At 55.7% G+C, this 18,872-nt stretch carries 18 protein-coding genes; 4 read left to right on the plus strand and 14 right to left on the minus strand.

Annotated elements, in window-relative coordinates:
• Window positions 1-3: 3 nt before the first annotated feature.
• From thrC to ffh, 9 genes are all read right to left on the minus strand, one after another.
• Window positions 4-1,392 carry a threonine synthase gene (gene thrC / locus KO116_RS18975; protein WP_035564956.1) on the minus strand — a complete coding sequence of 463 codons (1,389 nt, stop codon included), beginning with the start codon at window positions 1,390-1,392 and terminating at the stop codon, window positions 4-6.
• A 5-nt stretch (window positions 1,393-1,397) separates the two neighbouring features.
• Entirely contained in the window at window positions 1,398-2,714 is a 1,317-nt protein-coding gene (locus tag KO116_RS18980; RefSeq protein WP_035564959.1) for a homoserine dehydrogenase, read from the minus strand.
• 98 nt (window positions 2,715-2,812) lie between these two features.
• The gene (locus tag KO116_RS18985; protein WP_035564962.1) at window positions 2,813-3,589 is read right to left on the minus strand and encodes a DsbC family protein; all 777 of its coding nucleotides are present in this window, start codon (window positions 3,587-3,589) and stop codon (window positions 2,813-2,815) included.
• Window positions 3,564-4,445: a site-specific tyrosine recombinase XerD gene (xerD, locus tag KO116_RS18990; protein ID WP_035564965.1), complete on the minus strand. Its 882-nt coding sequence runs from the start codon at window positions 4,443-4,445 to the stop codon at window positions 3,564-3,566. The genes KO116_RS18985 and xerD overlap by 26 nt, the downstream gene beginning before the upstream one ends.
• Before the next feature lie 135 nt (window positions 4,446-4,580).
• Window positions 4,581-4,937 (minus strand): 50S ribosomal protein L19, encoded by a 357-nt coding sequence (gene rplS / locus KO116_RS18995; RefSeq protein ID WP_035564967.1) that lies wholly within the window; start codon window positions 4,935-4,937, stop codon window positions 4,581-4,583.
• Between the two features lie 203 nt (window positions 4,938-5,140).
• Entirely contained in the window at window positions 5,141-5,902 is a 762-nt protein-coding gene (gene trmD, locus KO116_RS19000; RefSeq protein ID WP_035564970.1) for a tRNA (guanosine(37)-N1)-methyltransferase TrmD, read from the minus strand.
• A 101-nt stretch (window positions 5,903-6,003) separates the two neighbouring features.
• Window positions 6,004-6,549 carry a ribosome maturation factor RimM gene (rimM, locus tag KO116_RS19005; RefSeq protein WP_008958728.1) on the minus strand — a complete coding sequence of 182 codons (546 nt, stop codon included), beginning with the start codon at window positions 6,547-6,549 and terminating at the stop codon, window positions 6,004-6,006.
• 61 nt (window positions 6,550-6,610) lie between these two features.
• Window positions 6,611-6,859: a 30S ribosomal protein S16 gene (gene rpsP, locus KO116_RS19010; protein WP_007111767.1), complete on the minus strand. Its 249-nt coding sequence runs from the start codon at window positions 6,857-6,859 to the stop codon at window positions 6,611-6,613.
• A gap of 289 nt (window positions 6,860-7,148) precedes the next feature.
• Window positions 7,149-8,567, minus strand: a complete 1,419-nt coding sequence (gene ffh, locus KO116_RS19015; protein WP_035564973.1) for a signal recognition particle protein — start codon at window positions 8,565-8,567, stop codon at window positions 7,149-7,151.
• Window positions 8,568-8,813: 246 nt separating this feature from the next.
• On the opposite strand from ffh, the gene KO116_RS19020 reads away from it, so the two are divergent.
• Together KO116_RS19020 and KO116_RS19025 are read left to right on the plus strand one after the other, a co-directional pair.
• Window positions 8,814-9,611, plus strand: a complete 798-nt coding sequence (locus KO116_RS19020) for a cytochrome C assembly family protein (RefSeq protein ID WP_035564976.1) — start codon at window positions 8,814-8,816, stop codon at window positions 9,609-9,611.
• Between the two features lie 105 nt (window positions 9,612-9,716).
• A complete protein-coding gene (locus tag KO116_RS19025; protein ID WP_008958731.1) occupies window positions 9,717-10,991 on the plus strand; it encodes an HlyC/CorC family transporter in 1,275 nt (424 codons plus the stop codon).
• A gap of 15 nt (window positions 10,992-11,006) precedes the next feature.
• On the opposite strand, the gene KO116_RS19030 is transcribed toward KO116_RS19025, so the two are convergent.
• Window positions 11,007-11,615: a 1-acyl-sn-glycerol-3-phosphate acyltransferase gene (locus KO116_RS19030; protein ID WP_218927599.1), complete on the minus strand. Its 609-nt coding sequence runs from the start codon at window positions 11,613-11,615 to the stop codon at window positions 11,007-11,009.
• 53 nt (window positions 11,616-11,668) lie between these two features.
• Window positions 11,669-12,283, minus strand: coding sequence for a TetR/AcrR family transcriptional regulator (locus KO116_RS19035; RefSeq protein ID WP_008958733.1), 615 nt, complete (start codon window positions 12,281-12,283; stop codon window positions 11,669-11,671).
• Window positions 12,284-12,473: 190 nt separating this feature from the next.
• Between KO116_RS19035 and KO116_RS19040 the strand changes: the two genes are divergently transcribed.
• Window positions 12,474-13,160 carry an SOS response-associated peptidase gene (locus KO116_RS19040; RefSeq protein ID WP_035564983.1) on the plus strand — a complete coding sequence of 229 codons (687 nt, stop codon included), beginning with the start codon at window positions 12,474-12,476 and terminating at the stop codon, window positions 13,158-13,160.
• Window positions 13,160-16,048, plus strand: a complete 2,889-nt coding sequence (locus KO116_RS19045) for an insulinase family protein (RefSeq protein ID WP_035564984.1) — start codon at window positions 13,160-13,162, stop codon at window positions 16,046-16,048. Before KO116_RS19040 ends, KO116_RS19045 begins: the two co-directional genes overlap by 1 nt.
• Window positions 16,049-16,082: 34 nt before the next feature.
• Here KO116_RS19045 and sbcB read toward each other — a convergent pair whose 3' ends face one another.
• The 3 genes from sbcB to minD all read right to left on the minus strand — a co-directional run bounded on the left by sbcB (window position 16,083) and on the right by minD (window position 18,724).
• Complete coding sequence (gene sbcB / locus KO116_RS19050) at window positions 16,083-17,576, minus strand: exodeoxyribonuclease I (protein ID WP_035564986.1); 1,494 nt, start codon at window positions 17,574-17,576, stop codon at window positions 16,083-16,085.
• An 81-nt stretch (window positions 17,577-17,657) separates the two neighbouring features.
• Window positions 17,658-17,909: a cell division topological specificity factor MinE gene (minE, locus tag KO116_RS19055; RefSeq protein ID WP_035564989.1), complete on the minus strand. Its 252-nt coding sequence runs from the start codon at window positions 17,907-17,909 to the stop codon at window positions 17,658-17,660.
• A complete protein-coding gene (gene minD, locus KO116_RS19060; RefSeq protein WP_035564992.1) occupies window positions 17,906-18,724 on the minus strand; it encodes a septum site-determining protein MinD in 819 nt (272 codons plus the stop codon). The genes minE and minD overlap by 4 nt, the downstream gene beginning before the upstream one ends.
• Window positions 18,725-18,872 lie beyond the last annotated feature (148 nt).

Genomic DNA, 18,872 nt, shown 5'->3' on the forward strand with positions numbered 1-18,872 from the left:
TCGTTAACGCCGGTTTTCCGCAACGAACTGCTGCACGGCGGCAAGTTCCGCAGGGAGCACTGTGTAGCGCTCTTCGCGCTCAATCAGGTCTTCCATATGCGGCGGCAGTGGCACGCCCAGGAAGCCCGCTTTCACCACGGCTTCGGCAAACTTGGCCGGATGCGCCGTCGCCAGGGTAATCACCGGCGTTGACTGATCAGCGCGGGCGCGCTCGGCGGCAATATAACCGGTCGCCGTATGCGGATCGAGCATCTCACCGGTGCGTTTATGAGCGTCACGGATCACTTCCAGAATCGTTGCATCGTCCACGCTGTAGCTTGCGAACTTCTCGCGCAGCTTGGCAAGCGGTGCGTCGGCCAAGGCCGTAGGCTCCTGCTGGAAACGCTCAAGCAGGGCTGCCACGGCCATACCGTCGCGGTCGTAAGCATCAAACAGCAGCCGCTCGAAGTTAGACGACACCACGATATCCATAGAGGGAGCCAAAGTAGCCGCCAACTCCTTTTTGGAGAAGTCGTTGGCGGCCAGCGTACGGTGCAGAATATCGTTGGCGTTAGTAGCGATGATGAACTGCTTCACCGGCAGGCCCATTTTGTAGGCCATGTAGCCTGCAAACACATTACCGAAGTTGGCGGAGGGCACGCAGAAGCTCACCTCGCGGTGCGGTGCGCCCAGCGCAACGCCTGAGGCGATGTAGTAAACGATCTGGGCCATAATACGCGCCCAGTTGATCGAATTCACCGCCACCAGACGTGTACCGTTCAAGAACGTTTGGTCGGCAAAGCTTGCCTTGACCATCGCCTGGGCGTCGTCGAAATTGCCTTCGATGGCAATATTGAAGACGTTATTGGCCAGTACCGAGGTCATTTGACGGCGTTGCACTTCCGAGACCCGGTTGTGCGGATGCAGGATAAAAATATCCAAGTTGTCGCAGTGGCGACAGCCTTCAATCGCTGCAGAGCCAGTATCACCCGACGTCGCGCCCATGATCACCGCGCGCTCGCCACGCTTTTTCAGGAAGTGATCCAGCAAGCGGCCTAACAGTTGAAGCGCCACATCTTTAAACGCCAGCGTCGGCCCATGAAACTGCTCAAGCAGGAAGTGATTGGCATCTAGCTGCTTAAGCGGCACGACCGCATCGTGATTAAACGTCGCGTAGGCTTCGGTCACAATGCTACGGAACGTCGTGTCGTCGATCTCGCCGTTCACAAACGGCTTCATCACCCGAAAGGCGATCTCCGCATAGGAGAGCCCGGCCATATCGGCGAGCTCCTCACGGGAAAACTCAGGCAGCGTCTCCGGCACATACAGTCCGCCGTCGCTGGCCATGCCGGTAAGCACTACTTCTTCAAAAGAGAGCGCAGGCGCCTGCCCACGCGTGCTGATATAGCGCATCTGGGCTACTCCCCTTCGTCCAGGCTTTCCACGCGAATGCGTGTTAGCGGCCCGGCGATATCGGCCATCGACTCAATTTCACGAATCGCTTCGTTCATCTGCTTCTCTTTGGTGCGGTGGGTCAGCAGAATGATCGGCACCAATTCACCCTCGGTAGCCTCTTTCTGAATCAGCGCTTCGATAGAGATGCCCTGTTCGGCCAGGATCGTTGCTACTCGCGCCAGCACGCCGGGGCGATCTACCGCCAGTAGACGCAGATAGTAAGCGGTGATGATGTCTTCCATCGGCATGATGGGTAGCTGGCTGACATCTTCGTCAATGCCGCTGAACGCCAAGTAAGGCACCCGGTAGTGGTGATCGGTGGAGATATCCCGGGCTACGTCGAGCAAATCGGCCACGACCGCTGAAGCAGTCGGCTCTGCACCTGCACCAGCACCGTAGTAAAGCGTCGGCCCAACGGCATCGCCCATGATCGCAATCGCGTTTTTCACGCCATGCACATTGGCCAGCAGGCGCTCTTTAGGAATCAGCGTGGGATGCACGCGCAGCTCCAGGCCTTGGTCGGTGCGTTTGGAGATACCCAGGTGCTTGATCACATAGCCAAGGTTATCAGCCTGCTCGACATCTTCCGCGGTAATCCGCGAAATGCCTTCGGTAAAGGCTTTCTCAAACTGCAGCGGCACGCCGTAGGCAATCGAGGCCAAAATCGTCAACTTGTGCGCGGCGTCGATACCCTCCACATCAAACGTGGGATCGGATTCGGCGTAGCCCAACGCTTGGGCTTCTGCGAGCACGTCTTCAAAGGCGCGCCCTTCATCACGCATGTGGGTCAGAATGTAGTTGCCGGTGCCGTTGATAATGCCCGCCACCCATTCAATACGGTTGGCTCCTAAGCCTTCGCGCAGTGATTTAATCACCGGAATACCGCCCGCGACCGCGGCTTCAAATGCCACGATAACGCCCTTCTCATGAGCGGCCTTGAAGATTTCATTGCCGTGTACAGCAATCAGCGCTTTGTTGGCGGTGACCACGTGCTTGCCATTGGCGATCGCCGTCAGCACCAGTTCGCGAGCGATATCGTAACCGCCAATTAACTCCACCAGCACATCGACATTAGGGTTGGTGGCGACTTCAAACACATCAGAGGTAGCATTGATGCCGGTAATATCGCAGTCAGGGTGAATACTGCGGTGAGCAATCTGCTCAATCACAATAGGGCGGCCAGCGCGACGCGCAATATCATCAGCGTTGCGGGTCAATACATTAAAGGTGCCGCCACCGACAGTGCCTAAACCACAAATACCTACTCTCACCGGTTTCAAAATACTTCCCCTTCTGTGTTGGGCACCTGCAGGTGCCGCCTCTTAAATCAATTGCTCAACATAATGTGCCGTTTATATGCGCGGCACTATTGCTTATGTCAGTCGTCATCCAAGCCTAACATGGCGGTGAGCCGCTCGGGTGGCACAAATCCAGGGACGAGCTGCCCATTGGGCAAAATAATCGCTGGCGTACCCTGCACGCCCAAGGCCTTGCCCAGCTCATACTGCCCTGCCACGGGGTTGTCGCAATTGGCCGAGCTTGCAATAGCTTGGCCTTCTTTGGCTTGGGTCATCGCTTCGCTACGGTTGTCCGAGCACCATACTTGTTGCAGCGTCTTGCCAGCGTCACTGGCCATGCCCGCACGTGGAAACGCCATGTAATGAACGGCGATGCCGCGCTCATTGAGTTCGGGGATGGTGTCGTGTAAGCGGGCGCAGTAAGGGCAGCTAGGATCGGTAAACACGGTCACCGTTGCTTTGGGTTCATCGGCACCGCGGAAAACCACTAACTCACTTTCCGGCACCGCCGCCAGCGCATCGGCGCGCGCTTGATTCTGCTCTTGCTCGGTTAGATTGACTAAACCATCAGATGCATTTTCATAAAGGTCGCCGACCAGGAAGTGGCTACCGTCCGCGTTGGAGTAGAAAGACTCGCCACTCTCCAGCCGCACATGGTAAACGCCACTCATGGGCGTCTCCGTCACCGCTTCAACGGGCATCGCCTGACCATTAACGCTAAGGGATTCTGACAGGCGGTCTGTTATCGCATCGGCCTGAGCGGCAGCGGGTAATAGGCTGCCCGCGATCAGTAATGGGAATACTAAAAAACGGCGTTGACGCATTATCAATTCAACCTCGTGGGTGATGTTCTGCATGTAAGCTTTCCAAGCGCGCTTGGGCCACATGGGTATAAATTTGAGTCGTCGATAAATCACTATGACCCAATAGCAGCTGTACGACCCGCAAATTGGCCCCATGATTCAATAAATGGGTCGCAAATGCATGGCGAAGTGTGTGTGGTGACAGTGGCCGGGTAATTCCTGCCGTGATGGCATGCACCTTAATGCGGTGCCAAAACGTCTGCCGAGTCATGGCTTTATCGCCCCGGCCCGGAAATAGCGCTGGGCGTGTCGGGTCGCTCATCAGCGCCAGCCGCGCGGTCTCCATATAGTGCGCAATCCAATCCGCAGCCTCTTCCCCCATCGGCACCAGGCGGTCTTTATCGCCTTTACCGCGCACCCGCACCACGTTTTGGCGCAAGTTGACGGCATCACCGGTCAGCCCCACCAGCTCTGATACCCGTAGGCCACAGGCGTAAAGCAACTCCAACATGGCACGATCGCGCACGCCTAAAGGCGTCTCCGTATCTGGCGCCATAAGTAGGCGCTCTACTTCGTCTTCTTCCAACGTATTAGGCAAACCAGGAATGACGCGCGGCAGCTTGATATCAGTGAGCGGATCGCTCGCCACTTGGTTGTTTAAACGCCCCCAACGATAGAAGCTGCGCAGCGTCGATAATAGTCGGGCATTGCTACGCAGTTGATAGCCCTGTTCCCGGCGGCTGGCAAACCATTCGCTAATCCGTTCCGGCGGTGGCGCCAGCAGCGCTTCGCCATGGCGCTCCAAATGACGTTGCCACGCGGTTAAATCACGCCGATAGGCAGCTAGCGTATGATCGCTGGCGCCCTGTTCGAGCCAGAGGGCATCCAGGAAAGCATCAATCACGCTCATACGGCAGCAGTCTCCGGCTGTTTTTTATCAAGCAGCTGTATAAACAAAACCCCGCCCCGCAAAGCGGTGACGGGGTCTTGGTATCTGGGCGCCACGCGTATAGAAGCACAGCGTACGCCCACGGAACAGTGGCGTTTAAGCCAGCTTTTCCTTGATACGTGCAGAACGACCGCTGCGCTCGCGCAGGTAGTAAAGCTTGGCTTGACGCACATCACCACGACGTTTGACTTCAATCGAGTCAACCAGCGGGCTGTAGGTCTGGAAGGTACGCTCAACGCCAACGCCGTGAGAAATTTTACGCACGGTGAACGCGGAGTTCAGGCCACGGTTACGCTTACCGATGACCACACCTTCAAACGCCTGCAGACGCTCGCGGGTGCCTTCTTTTACTTTTACCTGAACGATAATGGTGTCGCCGGGGGCAAAGGGAGGAATTTCCTTGCCCATTTGCTCAGATTCGATCGCCTGGATCACTTTGCTTTTGCTGCTCATCTTCATACTCCTGAATAACGTGTTGGCTTAACCGCTCAATCATGGGTGGCGGAAGCCGTGATCCCGGCGCTCGAAACGAGCTTCGCGGGAGTCGTTATGGGTGACACAGGTGCGTTGGCTAGTTATTCAAACATAGACTTCTACGTAAGCCACTGCCGTATCCGCCCTGCACCGCCGCTCTGGTTTAAGCAGTTGATAACAACTTACTTAGTGGACAGAGCGTGTTCCTCGATAAACTCATTTAACAGCGTGCGCTGTTCGGCATCTAACGTTCGCCCTTCCAACAGGTCTGGACGGCGTTGCCATGTCCGGCCTAGCGACTGCTTTAATCGCCAACGCTTGATAGCTGCATGATTACCGCTTAGCAGCACATCTGGCACTTGGCGCCCGTCAATTATTTCCGGACGAGTATAGTGCGGGCAGTCTAGCAGACCGTCATTAAACGAGTCTTCGACAGCGGAATCCTGATGGCCCAGCACGCCGGGTATCAGCCTTGCCGCTGCATCGATCAGCACCATCGCCGGCAGCTCACCGCCGCTCAGCACATAGTCACCAATCGACCACTCTTCATCGATGTCACTCTCCACCACGCGTTCATCAATGCCTTCATAGCGCCCTGCCACGACCACTAAAGGCCCGGCGGAAGCCAGTGCTTGAACGCCCTGCTGATCCAGCTTGCGCCCTTGAGGCGATAGATAGATCACCGTCGGCAATAAGCCAGTGGCTTGTTGCGCCCGCTCACGAGCCGCAAAGATTGCTGAGCGCAGAGTGTCGACTTTCATCAACATGCCTGGACCACCGCCATAAGGGCGGTCATCTACGCTACGATGGCGGTCAGTGGCGTAATCCCGCGGGTTCCAAAACTCCAGTGCGATACGCTGTTTCTCTACCGCTCGCCCGACCACGCCTTGTTGCGTTAACGCGTCGAACATTTCGGGAAACAACGATACAACCCCAATCCACATTGCAGGCGCTACTGCTTCACTCTCCGTTGACGGAACGTTGCCACTATCCAACTCAGTTGAGTCGGTAGATGCATCATTGCTCAAACTGTTCATATGTTTGGTCAAAACTCAGGATCCCAATCGACGACCATACGGCCCTCTTGGGAACTGATTTCAACAATGACATCATCTGGCAAAAATGGCAGCAGTCGCTCGCGCTTGTCGATTGCGTCTGAATCGCCGCGAACCACCATGACATCGTTGGCGCCGGTTTCAAACAGGTAGCTTACCCGCCCTAACCGCTCGCCAGCCTGAGTGAAGACCGTCATGCCTTCAAGCTCATGCCAATAGTATTCGCCGTCAGAAAGCTTAGGTAGTGTTTCTTTGGGCATCAGAATGTCCGTTTGGGCTAATGCTTCCGCCGCACTACGGTCATCGACCCCTTCAAGCTGCACTACAATTCCCTTGCCCTGTCGGCGCCCCTGAACAATGCTCATGCGCTTAAGGGTTTCACCTTGGCGCACCCACCATTCCGGGTATTCGAGAATGCTGTCCATCGGGCTAGTGTAGGAGTACACCTTGAGCCAACCTTTCACCCCATAAGGGCTAGTCAGCTTGCCTAGCACCACATGCGTGTCGTCAGTTTGGCTTATTTCAAAACGCGTCATTGACGACCTCAGCTAACCCAGCATTCATCTAATGTCACATTACAGAACCCACAATGCAGGCTTACGCCTGTTTGCGTGCTTCTTTAACCAGCTCAGCAACACGACCAGACAACTGGGCGCCTTGGCTCTGCCAGTGAACAACGCGATCTAGGTCAACGCGCAGACGCTCTTCCTGACCACGGGCAACCGGGTTGAAGAAGCCGATACGCTCGATGAAACGACCGTCGCGGGCGTTACGAGAGTCAGTAACGGTCAGGTGGTAAAAGGGACGCTTCTTGGCGCCACCACGGGCCAAACGAATGGTAACCATACGATAACTATCCTTCGGTTGAGGTTACGAGAGTGTGTTGTTAGCGCAAACCGCTATCGGAACACTCTTCGTGCTGTTTTCTTGGCGCTAAGCCCGCATAAGGCATGCTTAGTACCATTAAGGCCTTCACTGAGACTGTTACCGCTACGTTTTTAACGTATTTTAGGCAACACCCACGCATGAAGAGGCCGCATTCTACGCAAATGCGCTCGGCTTGGAAAGCCTGACAGCCAGAAAACTCACAGGCCGTCAACCTCACCAAGCGCATCAGCACGTTACTGTTAGTGTTTTAACGCCGCGGCAATCCGCCTGGGCCACCCATACCGCCGGGTCCGCCCATTCCTCCGGGCCCGCCTGGGCCACCGCCGCCCATCATGCCGGACATGCCGCGCATCATTTTCTGCATGCCGCCCTTCTGGCCTGCTTTCTTCATCATCTTCTGCATCTGCTTATGCTGCTTGAGCAGACGATTAAGATCAGGCACTTGCAGGCCGGCACCCGAGGCAATGCGGCGCTTGCGCGAACCATTGATAATATCGGGTTTGCGGCGCTCTTTAGGCGTCATGGAGTTAATTAGCGCTTCCAACTTGCCCAGCTCTTTCTCAGGCCCAGGGCCTTGAGCCATCTCAGCCATCTGCCCCATACCCGGCAACTTGCCCATTAGGCCGCCCATACCACCCATCTTCTTGAGCTGCTGGAGCTGGTCGCGAAAATCTTCCAGGTCAAAGCCATCACCCTTCTTGACCTTTTTGGCCAACTTCTCGGCTTTGGACTTATCGACGGTGCGCTCGGCCTCCTCGATCAACGACAGCATGTCGCCCATGCCCAGGATGCGCGAGGCAACCCGGTCTGGGTGGAAAGGCTCTAGGGCGTCAACCTTTTCACCGACACCCATAAACTTAATGGGCTTGCCGGTAATGTGACGTACCGACAGCGCCGCGCCACCACGAGCATCACCGTCCGCCTTGGTGAGGATCACCCCGGTTAGCGGCAACGCTTCGCTAAATGCCTTGGCGGTATTGGCGGCGTCCTGGCCGGTCATGGCGTCGACGACAAACAGCGTTTCCTGAGGCGAGACTGCTTTATGCAGCGCCTGGATCTCCGCCATCATGGCTTCGTCAATCGCCAGACGACCGGCGGTATCGATCAGCACCACATCGTGAAACTGAATCTTGGCGTGTTTGATAGCCGCTTCGGCAATCGCGACCGGCTGCTGGTCAGAGCGGGAAGGAAAGAAATCTACCTCAACCTCTTTGGCCAAGGTTTCAAGCTGGTCGATGGCCGCCGGTCGATAAACGTCGGCAGACACTACCAAGACTTTCTTTTTCTCGCGTTCGCGCAGGTAGCGGGCCAGCTTGGCCACAGAGGTGGTTTTACCCGCACCCTGTAAACCAGCCATTAACACAACGGCGGGGGAGCCTTTAAGCACAAAGCCGTCGTTGGCTTCGCCCATAATCGCTTCCAGCTCTTGCTGGACGATTTTGACGAACTGCTGGCCTGGCGACAGGCTTTTGGATACTTCCTGCCCGACCGCCCGCTCGCGCACGCGTTCGATAAACTCCTTGATAACCGGCAGCGCTACGTCGGCCTCAAGCAGTGCGCGGCGTACTTCGCGCAGGGTATCTTTAATATTGTCGTCGGTCAGGCGAGCCTGACCCTTAATCGACTTTAACGTCTGGGAAAGACGCTCACTTAGATTCTGGAACATGGGGCCTCTCTGCCTCCGTCACTGCCGTTGGCGCGCACGCCCTGGACTCATTAGTAAAAAGATTATACGCGCTCATGCTTTGAGTCTCCATGGGGTGCATTGAGCGCCATACCTATTTTCCTACGTTTGCCCTGCTGGGCGACGCCGCTTGGATTCGTTATAGTAGTTGGATAGATTCTCGTCGCAATCACACTTAATTCGTTTATTTATTCACAGCAACGCGCTGCAAGGCGCACGGATAGCATCATGCAGGCGCTCCCTTTCGCCACGATTGCTTTTGTTCTTTATGTTGCCGCGGCCATTTGGCAGGGCATGACGCTGTTCCGGCGTGTGCCTCCCCGCCAGGGCATGGTGCGCCTGCTCGCCGTATTGGGCCTACTGCTGCATATTCCTGTGGTGGTCAAATTAGTCGGCCAATCCCCTGGCCTGCTTCCAGGCTTTACCACTAGCGCCACGCTATTAATGGCGGTGGCTGTCAACGTCGTGCTGGTGGCCAGCTTGTTTAAACCGGTGCTTAACGCCGGTATTGCGCTCTTTCCGCTGGCGGGTGTTGCACTACTTGCCGCTACTTGGCTACCGAATCAGGGCGGCCATACCGGCCTTACACCGGGCATTTTATTACATGCGATAAGCTCAGCCCTGGCGTTTGCCGTGCTGGCGATCGCCGCCGTTCAGGCGGTGCTGGTCGGTTTACAGAACCAGGCGTTACGCCACCACCATATTCGCGGCATTGTGCAGTCGTTACCGCCGCTAACCACGATGGAACGGGTACTTTTTGAGCTGGTCTGGGCGGGCATTATTCTATTGACCCTATCCATCGCGAGCGGGCTTATTTTTCTGGACAACTTCTTTGCCCAGCATTTGGCGCACAAAACCGTACTCTCGCTATTGGCCTGGGTAATATTCACGACCCTGTTAGTTGGCCGTTACCGCTTTGGCTGGCGCGGCATGCGTGCCGTCCGCTGGACGCTGGGCGGATGCGGCTTGCTGGTGTTAGCCTACTTTGGCAGTAAGTTCGTACTTGAGATACTGCTCAACAGATAACGGCTCAATCACTAACGGGGGCGTGACCACGCCTTTGGTTGTCTTGACACACCACTCGCTACCTTCTACAAATCGAGCCTAATCCGCCACAAAGGACTTTTCGACTTGAGCGACGACTTCCCCCTGGGGTTACTGTTCGGCCTGCTAGCCTTACTGATAGTGCTTTCTGCTTTCTTCTCCAGTTCTGAAACCGGCATGATGTCGATTAACCGCTACCGCTTGAGCCATCAAGCCAACAGCGGAGATCGCAGAGCCAAACGGGTCATGCGCCTGCTCACACGCCCAGACCGCCTGATTGGCGTTATCCTGATCGGTAATAATTTCGTCAACAACCTGGCGGCCTCAATTGCGACCATTATTGCCATTCACTTCTTTGGTGACGTATCAGGGCCTGCTATCTCTACCGCCCTGCTGACCATCACGATTTTGATTTTCGCCGAAGTGACGCCGAAGACCTACGCCGCGATTAAGCCCGAGCGGATTGCCTACCCCACGTCCTATGCCCTTGAGCCGCTGCTGAAACTGCTCTACCCGCTGGTATGGCTGGTTAACGTGATGTCTAACGGCCTGCTCCGGCTAGTGGGCGTTAAAAGCGTCGATAACGGCGGTGACAGCCTAACGCGTGATGAACTGCGCACGGTGGTTCACGAAGCTGGCACGTTGATTCCCTACCGTCACCGCGCCATGCTCCTGTCGATTCTTGACCTTGAGAACGTCACCGTAAATGACATTATGGTGCCTCGCCATGAGGTTTTGGGTATCGACCTGGATGACACGCTTGAAGATATTTTGACTCAGATTCGTACCAGTCAGCACACCCGACTGCCGGTTTATAAAGGCGACATCAATAATATTATCGGTATGCTGCATTTGCGTAATGCGGCACGCTTTCTCTCTCGGGATGAAGTCACCAAAGCATCCATTGTTCAGGAAGCCCGCGAGCCCTATTTTATTCCCGAGTCGACACCTCTCCATACCCAACTGCTCAACTTTCAAAAGCAGAAGCGGCGCATTGGCATCGTGGTAGATGAGTATGGCGATGTTGAGGGCTTGGTCACGCTGGAAGATATTCTCGAAGAGATCGTTGGTGAGTTCACCACCGATGTCTCTGAAGATGAAGAGATTCACCAGCAGGACGACGGCAGCCATGTGATCGAAGGCACCGCCAATATTCGAGAGATTAATAAGATGCTCGGCTGGCAGCTACCTACCGATGGCCCCAAGACGCTTAACGGGCTAATCCTTGAACACCTTGAAGCTTTCCCGGAAGGCCCGGCATGCCTGCAGATCGACAATATGCGCATGGAGATTCTAGAGATCCGAGACAATCTCATTACCTCGGCACGCTGCTGGCAAAAAATACGCCTGCCACGCCGCTAGTCAGTTACAGGCAAGTTAATGGCGGTTGGCCAGATCCTGGTCAGCCACCGCTTTTAACGCTCTTACTCTTGCCTCAAGAAACCGCCGCAGCGCCATATCATCGGCATCCAGACGATTGAGCGGTGGGCCGAAGTGCAAGCTGACCGGCGCACGAAACCGCTTGGGGTATTTCTTCAGCGCCTTACCACCATGGTGAGACGTCCAGGAACCCCACAAGCCTGCCAATCCAGCAGGGATTACCGGCACATCATCCCGCGCCAGGATTGTCTCCAAGCCACGGCGAAAAGCGTGAATTTCACCGTCCGGGGTCAACCTGCCTTCAGGGAATACCATCACGACCTGGCCCTGACGAAGGGCTGCGCTTACGTCATCCAAGGCACGCCTGAGGGCGCCGGGGCTGCGCCGATCAGACTCGATGGGAATAGCGCCGACCAGTTGGAACCACCACTTCAGCCAAGGGGAATCAAAAATCGGCTGATCCATAACAAAGCGCAGCGGCCGAGGGCTAGCACCGCCGAGCACCAAGGCATCCATAAAGCTTACGTGGTTACACACCACCAGCGCCGCCCCATGCTTAGGAATATGGTGGCACCCATGAACCTGCAGCCGGTAGCAAAGGCGCATGGAGATAAAAATCAGCCAGCGCAGCACCTGGCGAGCCGCATTGACCCACCCACTCACGTCGCCGCCTCACGATGGCGCAGACCCGCCAGAATGGTACTCATCAGTTGATCCAGCAGCTCATCTACTTTTAATTGCTGACCCTGCCAATAGCCCAATCGCTCATTAAGCCCTAGCTGGACTAAACCATGAACGCTGCCCCACAGCGTGCGCCCCAAACGGCGGGCTTCGAGATCATCCAGCGCTGGCTGGTAGGATTTAAGCGACGCTTCTACTTGGGTAAACAGCGCTTCGATCAAATCGCTCTGGCGCTGATCAAGTTCACCTTCCTTGGCTAACGGGTAATCGAAAAGCAACTGCCAGCGGTAGCAGTCTTGTTCAGCGAAAAGCCAGTAGGCACGGGCTAACGAACGTAACCATGGTTCAGGATCATCATCCACTAAACTAGTAATGGTGTGCTGCAGGCGCGCCAGCGTCTCCACATTGACGTGCTGCAGCAAGTTATTGAAGCTGCCATATAGTTTGAGTAGCGTGCTGGGGGCGCAGCCGACTTCCCTGGCCAGGGCACGCAGTGAAAGACCATGGACTGGCTGCTCAGCCAACCACTCATCACAAGCGTGCATGACCTGCGAATGGAGGGCATCGGGCGCATGCTGTCTAGGACGGGCCATGGCGATCTCTTAAGGTCAACGGCAAACGAGGAGGAATGCCTCACTGCACTTTAGCGGGAGTAAGGGTTACTATAGGATACCTTACATCGAACACTGTTTTCGACACTAAAACGCTACAATTCGTGCTTAATTGCGCGAATTCCTCACATCCAGGGCCACTTCCACGACGATTTTGCTTAAGGAGACAGGCATGACGGGACGACTGCATGTGCAAAACTTACCGCTAACCCGTTTATTGCCAACACTTGATCTTCAGGACCCGCTGATAGAATCCCCGAACCTAGCACCTCGACGGCCCATTTCGGCGATTCGCCTTGAGCAGGGCCAATATCGGCTCTCGTCAGTTTTCTGGGGCCTTACGCCGCCTTGGCTGGAAGTGCTGGATCACGCACCGCACTGCGCCCGGTCTGAAACCTTGGAATCTCGGACGATGTTTCGCGATGCTTTCGTTGCACGCCGCTGCGTTATTCCGGTCAGCGGTTTCTATGTATGGAAAACCCAGCCACGCAGCAAACAGCCTTTTTTAGTGACTCAGGTGTCCCGGGCACCGCTACTGCTGGGCGCTTTGTGGTGCCGCTATCACACCACCTTAACGGCGTTCACCGATTCCACTGCCTTGATTACCGTGCCCGCTAATATTCTGCTATCACCACTAACGGATCGCCTGCCGGTGGTGATTCCCAATCATGCGCTATCCACCTGGCTCAACCCCGATACCGATACTGAAACGCTTAATTCACTACTAGCGCCCGCCCCTTTGGAACTGTTGGGCGCTTTTCCGGTATCTAAATATGTCAATAATCCCGCCTATCAGTCATCGGCTTGTGCCCACCCCACCGGGTCGATGCTGCGATGGGCTGTGTCTCAGGAGCTGTAATGTTGCGATCCCCTTGTTTCAAGCACTGGCATCAACTGCCTCAGCGTGCACTGCTCGGTGTCATCATAAGCCTTTGGGTAGCGCCGCTTGCGTTAGCCACCGACAATGAGGCCGTTACCGACACGGGCACAGTGGATGCTGTTAAAGAAACAGTCACTCCGATCACCAGTCCTTATGACAGCCGCGACTACCGCGTTTTGACGCTTGAAAATGGGCTTAATGTGCTGCTGGTCAGCGACCCCGAGGCAGATAAAGCAGCAGCGTCAATGAATGTCCGCGTGGGCAGCGCGCAAGACCCTGATGATCTCCAGGGCTTGGCACACTTTCTGGAGCATATGCTGTTTTTAGGCACCGAACCGTATCCAGAATCCGACGGCTACCAGCGCTACATCTCCAATAACGCCGGTTCTCATAACGCTTTTACCGCGCAGCAGGACACCAACTACTTCTTTGATATTGAGCCATCGGCACTGCCGGGCGCACTTGACCGCTTCAGCGAGTTTTTCCTTTCGCCGCTGTTCAATGCGGACCACCTGGAAAGCGAGCGCAATATTGTTCACTCGGAGTATATGGCTCGGATCCGTGACGAATCACGGCGAGAAACAGATGTCCTGAATCAGCTACTCAACCCTGACAACCCCACCACCGGCTTTGCCGTCGGTAGCCGCGAGACATTAGCTAGTCCACCTGAAGGCGAAACGCCCCTACGCGAGCGAGTGATTGATTTTTATCACCGGTATTACGACGCCAATGTCATGAACCTGGCCATTGTCGCGCCTCAACCACTGGATCAGTTGGAAGAGTGGGTCGCTGAACGCTTTGCCGCTATTCCCGACAATGATTTGAACGTGCCGCTCATAGAAGCGCCGTTAGTGGAGGCGGATACCCTGCCCCGCTATATCGAACGCCAGTCGCTGCAAAACCGACGCCAGCTACGCTTCTACTTCCCAGTGCCCGACCCCACCGACGACTACCGCACAAAACCAACACAACTGATCGCCCATTTACTCGGCGATGAAGGCGATGGCAGCCTGCTGGCGGTACTGCGCAATGCAGGGCTTGCCGACGGCCTTTCCGCTGGCGTTGGCCAGGGCGACGGAAACGAGGCACTGTTCACTGTTTCCATCAGCCTGACTCCGGCGGGTGCCGAGCGCCTGGACGATATTGAAGCCACTCTGTTGGGGGCCATTGAGCAACTGCGTAACGACGGCCTCGCCGAGTGGCGCTACGAGGAACAGGCAGACCTTAACGAGCAGGGATTCCGTTTCCAGCAGCATGGTGCACCTCAGCAGGAAGCGACGCGCCTCTCAATGAGCCTCTCGCGCTACCCGGTAGAAGATGTGCAGTACGCGGCTTACCGCATGGATGGCCCTGATGCCGAGCGTCAACAAGAGTACCTGGACGCACTAACGGCGGATAATATGCTGCGCTTCTACTCAGCGCCGGAAGTGGAAAGCGATACCGTATCCCCCTGGTTTAACACTGAGTGGCGCGAGCAAGCGCCCGACCAGCCGGGTCAAGCCTTAAGCGGCTTAGCGCTACCCGGCCCCAACCCCTTTATCGCCAATGATTTAACCTTGCTGGAAGGGCAGGATGAGCACCCTAGCCTGCTGATCGATACGCCATCGTTTACCGCCTGGCATATGCAGGCTGCGCGCTTTAATACCCCCAGCGTCGAGTGGCGTGTCAGCCTGCAAAATCCAACCGCCAGCTACTCCGCCCAAGAGGCGGTGCTTACCCAGCTGCTCGCCAGCTGGCTTAACGACAGCCTGAATGAATCTCTCTACCCGGCGTGGCTAGCAGGCCAATCGTTTAGCGCCTACCCGCACTCCCGCGGCATGACGCTCTCCTTCTCAGGCTGGCGGGATGGGCAAACGCCTCTAATTGAGCAGGCGATTGAGCAGCTTAAAAATGCAGAGATTGACGAGGGTGCTTTTGAGCGTGTGCGTTACCAGCTGCAGCGTGAATGGCGTAACGCGCCCCAGGCGTCGTTATATGGCCAAGCCAGCCGTACACTCGGCGAAGCCTTGCTCACACCGCAGTGGTCGACTGCTGAACTGCTCGCCGCCAGTGAACGCTTTGACCGTCACCACCTAGAGAATTTCCGCCAACGCTTTCTGGATGATCTCTATGTCGATACCATGGCAGTCGGCAACCTTGATGCCGAGCTAGCTCGCGAACAAGCAGAGCTGATGCGCGCCAAACTACGTCCACGCTTAACCCGCGAGGAGATACCCAACCTAACCCCACTGGCGGTGAATGAAGAGCACACCGTACTGCACCCTCATAGCTCGCGAGATGAATCGTTGGTGCTGCGCTATCTGCAAGCTCGTGATCAAACTCCTGAAGAGCAAGCAACGACCAGCGTGATTGCCCAGTGGTTGGATACGCCGTTCTACCAGCAACTGCGCACTGAACAGCAACTTGGCTACATCGTTAACGCTGGCTATTCGCCCCTTCTAGAAGCACCAGGCATTGCGTTAGTGGTGCAATCGCCAGATGCCGACAGCGATACGATCGCCGAGCGGATGGATGCGTTTCTTGAGGACGCTGGCCAGCGTCTTGATCAGTTAAGCGACGAAGCGTTAGCGCCCCACCGCCAAGCCGTTCACGACCAGCTGCGCCAGCGCGACACGAGCTTATCTGGTATGGCTAATCGCTACTGGCAGGCAACGGCCTTGGAAGACGTGCGCTTTGACCGCCGCGACCAACTGGCGGAATTAGTGCTTAACGTTAGCCTTGATGACATCAAAGCCCTTTGGCCATCGCTACGCGAACACATGCTAGACGTGCGTTTTAATCCAGGCGATGAACCCAGCGATGTCGGCGATTATCGGGAGGCCCGTTCACCACTGCCCAGCGTGCATGAACAGCAAGCCACCCCGTAACACTTAATCGTAACGGCTCGTTATTGATAGCAGCTCAGGCGTCAAACGCCTGAGCTGGCATCATGGCTTCGACGAACATGACCAGTTCTTCCAGAATCTGCCGCTCGCGATCAGTAAGCGTTTGCTGATTGTACTGAGCGATCTCCCGCGCAAACGCCTTTAAAGTAAAGCCCGCTAGCGCAGGGTCATTAATGCGCATCCAGCGATACGCCTCCCACTGCTCACGCTCTTCGCCTTCCAAGGTGTCGGGGTAGCTACGCGCACGAAAGCGAAACAGCATCTCTTCCAAGCGTGGATCTTGGAACGCAAAACGCTGCCCCACCAAGTCCCACGGCTCCATTTCACGCACACGCTCCATCTGCTGGCGGTCAGCGGCGGAAAAGAAGCTGCCAGAATAGAGCATTAGATCTGGGTCTTGCGGCGCATCTTCATAGCCTGCGTTAAATACCTCTGCGACCTTCTCAGCCACACCGCTGGCATCACGTAGGGTTTTCCAATGCTGCCGACAGGCCGTCACATCCAAGCCTAAACGCTCAACGATAGAGCCATACTCACCTTTTTGCGGCCCATCAACATCTTTTAAGGCACTGGCAGGAAAGACCACCGGGCAGCGGTTGATATGAATCACTTTCAGCGGAATGCGTACATCGCCTTCTGCCAAATCTTGCTGGCTTACAAACACACGGCCACGAATCTGTTCCACCGACATACTAAGCATATCGCCGGGATCAACGCTTAAGTCGTAAACGATGACCCCGTTGGGGTTGGTCGGGTGTTCAGCCAACGGCATCACCAGGGCGCTACAGCCACGGCTAGCGGGATAACGGCGGGAAATATGCAGTAGCGGTTTGGCATTGGGCAAGTCGAGCTGTTTAGCCACCGCACGCTTACCGCGCAGGCCGAGCAAGTAATCAAACAGCTTCGCATTGCGCTCTTTGAGAAGACGCGCCAAGGCGATTGTTGCGCGCACATCGGCCACTGCGTCATGAGCTCCTTCATGGGCAATGCCGTTCGCTGCCGTTAAGTGCTCAAGCTTAAAACTGGGTGCGCCATCTTCACGCAGCGGCCACTCGATGCCCGTAGGGCGCAACGCATAAAAAGCGCGCACCACATCAATCAAATCCCAGCGGGAATTGCCGTTTTGCCACTCGCGGGAATAAGGGTCGAGCAGATTGCGGTAAAACAGGTGGCGGGACACTTCGTCATCAAAGCGCAGGCTGTTGTAGCCGACTACGCAGGTGCCTGGCTCACTCATATGGCGCTGAATATCTCCCGCGAATTCAGCTTCGGGGAGACCATGGCGCTGGGCTTTTTGGGGGGTAATGCCGGTAATCAAACAGGCCGCAGGATGGGGTAAATAGTCATCGGCCGGTTTGCAATAAAGCTCAATGGGCTCACCAATCTCATTGAGATCGGCATCAGTGCGCAGCGCGGCAAACTGTGCGGGCCGGTCGCGACGCGGGTCAGCCCCGAAGGTTTCATAATCATGCCAAAGAAAACTGGCAGGGGCAGCATTGGGTGGCGCCATGAACAAACACTCCGCTGGGCAATGAAAAGCCCAAGCCTAGCACACCCGCCACCCCTTTCGCCGCGTATTCAGTTGTTAAGATCAGCTCTTCGGAAGCGTAACGTTCAGCTCGAGTACAGAGCAGTTGTCTTCGCTATCCAGCGAAATCTGAATGGCGTCGTCGTCCACATGTACATAACGACGAATAACCTCAAGCAGTTCGCGCTCAAGCAATGGCATATAGTCAGGCTGGCCGCGCTGACTACGCTGATGCGCCACAATAATTTGCAAACGTTCTTTGGCTACCGAGGCGGATTTCCTGCGCTCACGCTTCAAGAACTCCAGTAGTTTCATCGACGACCTCCCCCGAACATGCGACTAAGCAGGCCTTTACGCTGCAGTTCGTGAAAACGCAGTGGCATGTCCTCGCCCAGTAGGCGCGATACGGTGTCGCTATAAGCTTGACCAGCGTCACTCGAGATATCGTGGGTGACGGGCACCCCTTGGTTAGAAGCACGCAGAACGGCCTCTGACTCAGGAATCAAACCCAGCAGATTAATCGCTAAAATTTCGCGAATATCGTCTAGCGTTAACATATCACCGGAAGTGACTCGCTCTGGATTATAGCGAGTGACCAGCAGGTGCTCCTTAATAGGGTCTTCGCCCTGCTCCGCACGGCGGGTTTTAGAGGCTAGCAACCCTAAAATACGGTCAGAGTCACGCACTGACGACACTTCAGGGTTGGTAACCACAATGGCTTCATCGGCAAAATACATCGCCAGTTGAGCACCGCGTTCAATACCTGCCGGGGAATCACATAGAATAAAATCGAAATCTTCTTTCAATTTCTCCAGGATTTCCGCAACGCCTTCCTGGGTCAATGCATCTTTATCGCGGGTTTGCGAGGCCGGCAAAATAAACAAATTCTCAACGCGCTTATCACGAATCAGCGCTTGATTAAGCCCCGCTTCGCCTTGAATAACGTTGACTAAGTCATATACCACACGCCGCTCGCAGCCCATGATGAGATCGAGATTTCGAAGACCCACATCAAAGTCGATGACGACGGTTTTTTTACCGCGCAGCGCAAGCCCTGTGGAAATTGCCGCCGCACTGGTGGTTTTGCCGACCCCTCCTTTACCAGAGGTCACTACAATTATCTTGGCCAAGATTCACTTCCTTCTTGAAGTCGTTCGTCGCGAGCGCGAGTCAGTTGGCGCTCTGCACATAACGGGAACATCAATGTCATCAAACATGCCGTACTGTAACGGATCGAGTCATCGGCGTCGCTAGGCATGAAGCATCAACGCGCCCTCA

It is taken from the genome of Halomonas sp. KO116, from assembly GCF_000734975.2.
Classification (GTDB): domain Bacteria; phylum Pseudomonadota; class Gammaproteobacteria; order Pseudomonadales; family Halomonadaceae; genus Vreelandella; species Vreelandella glaciei.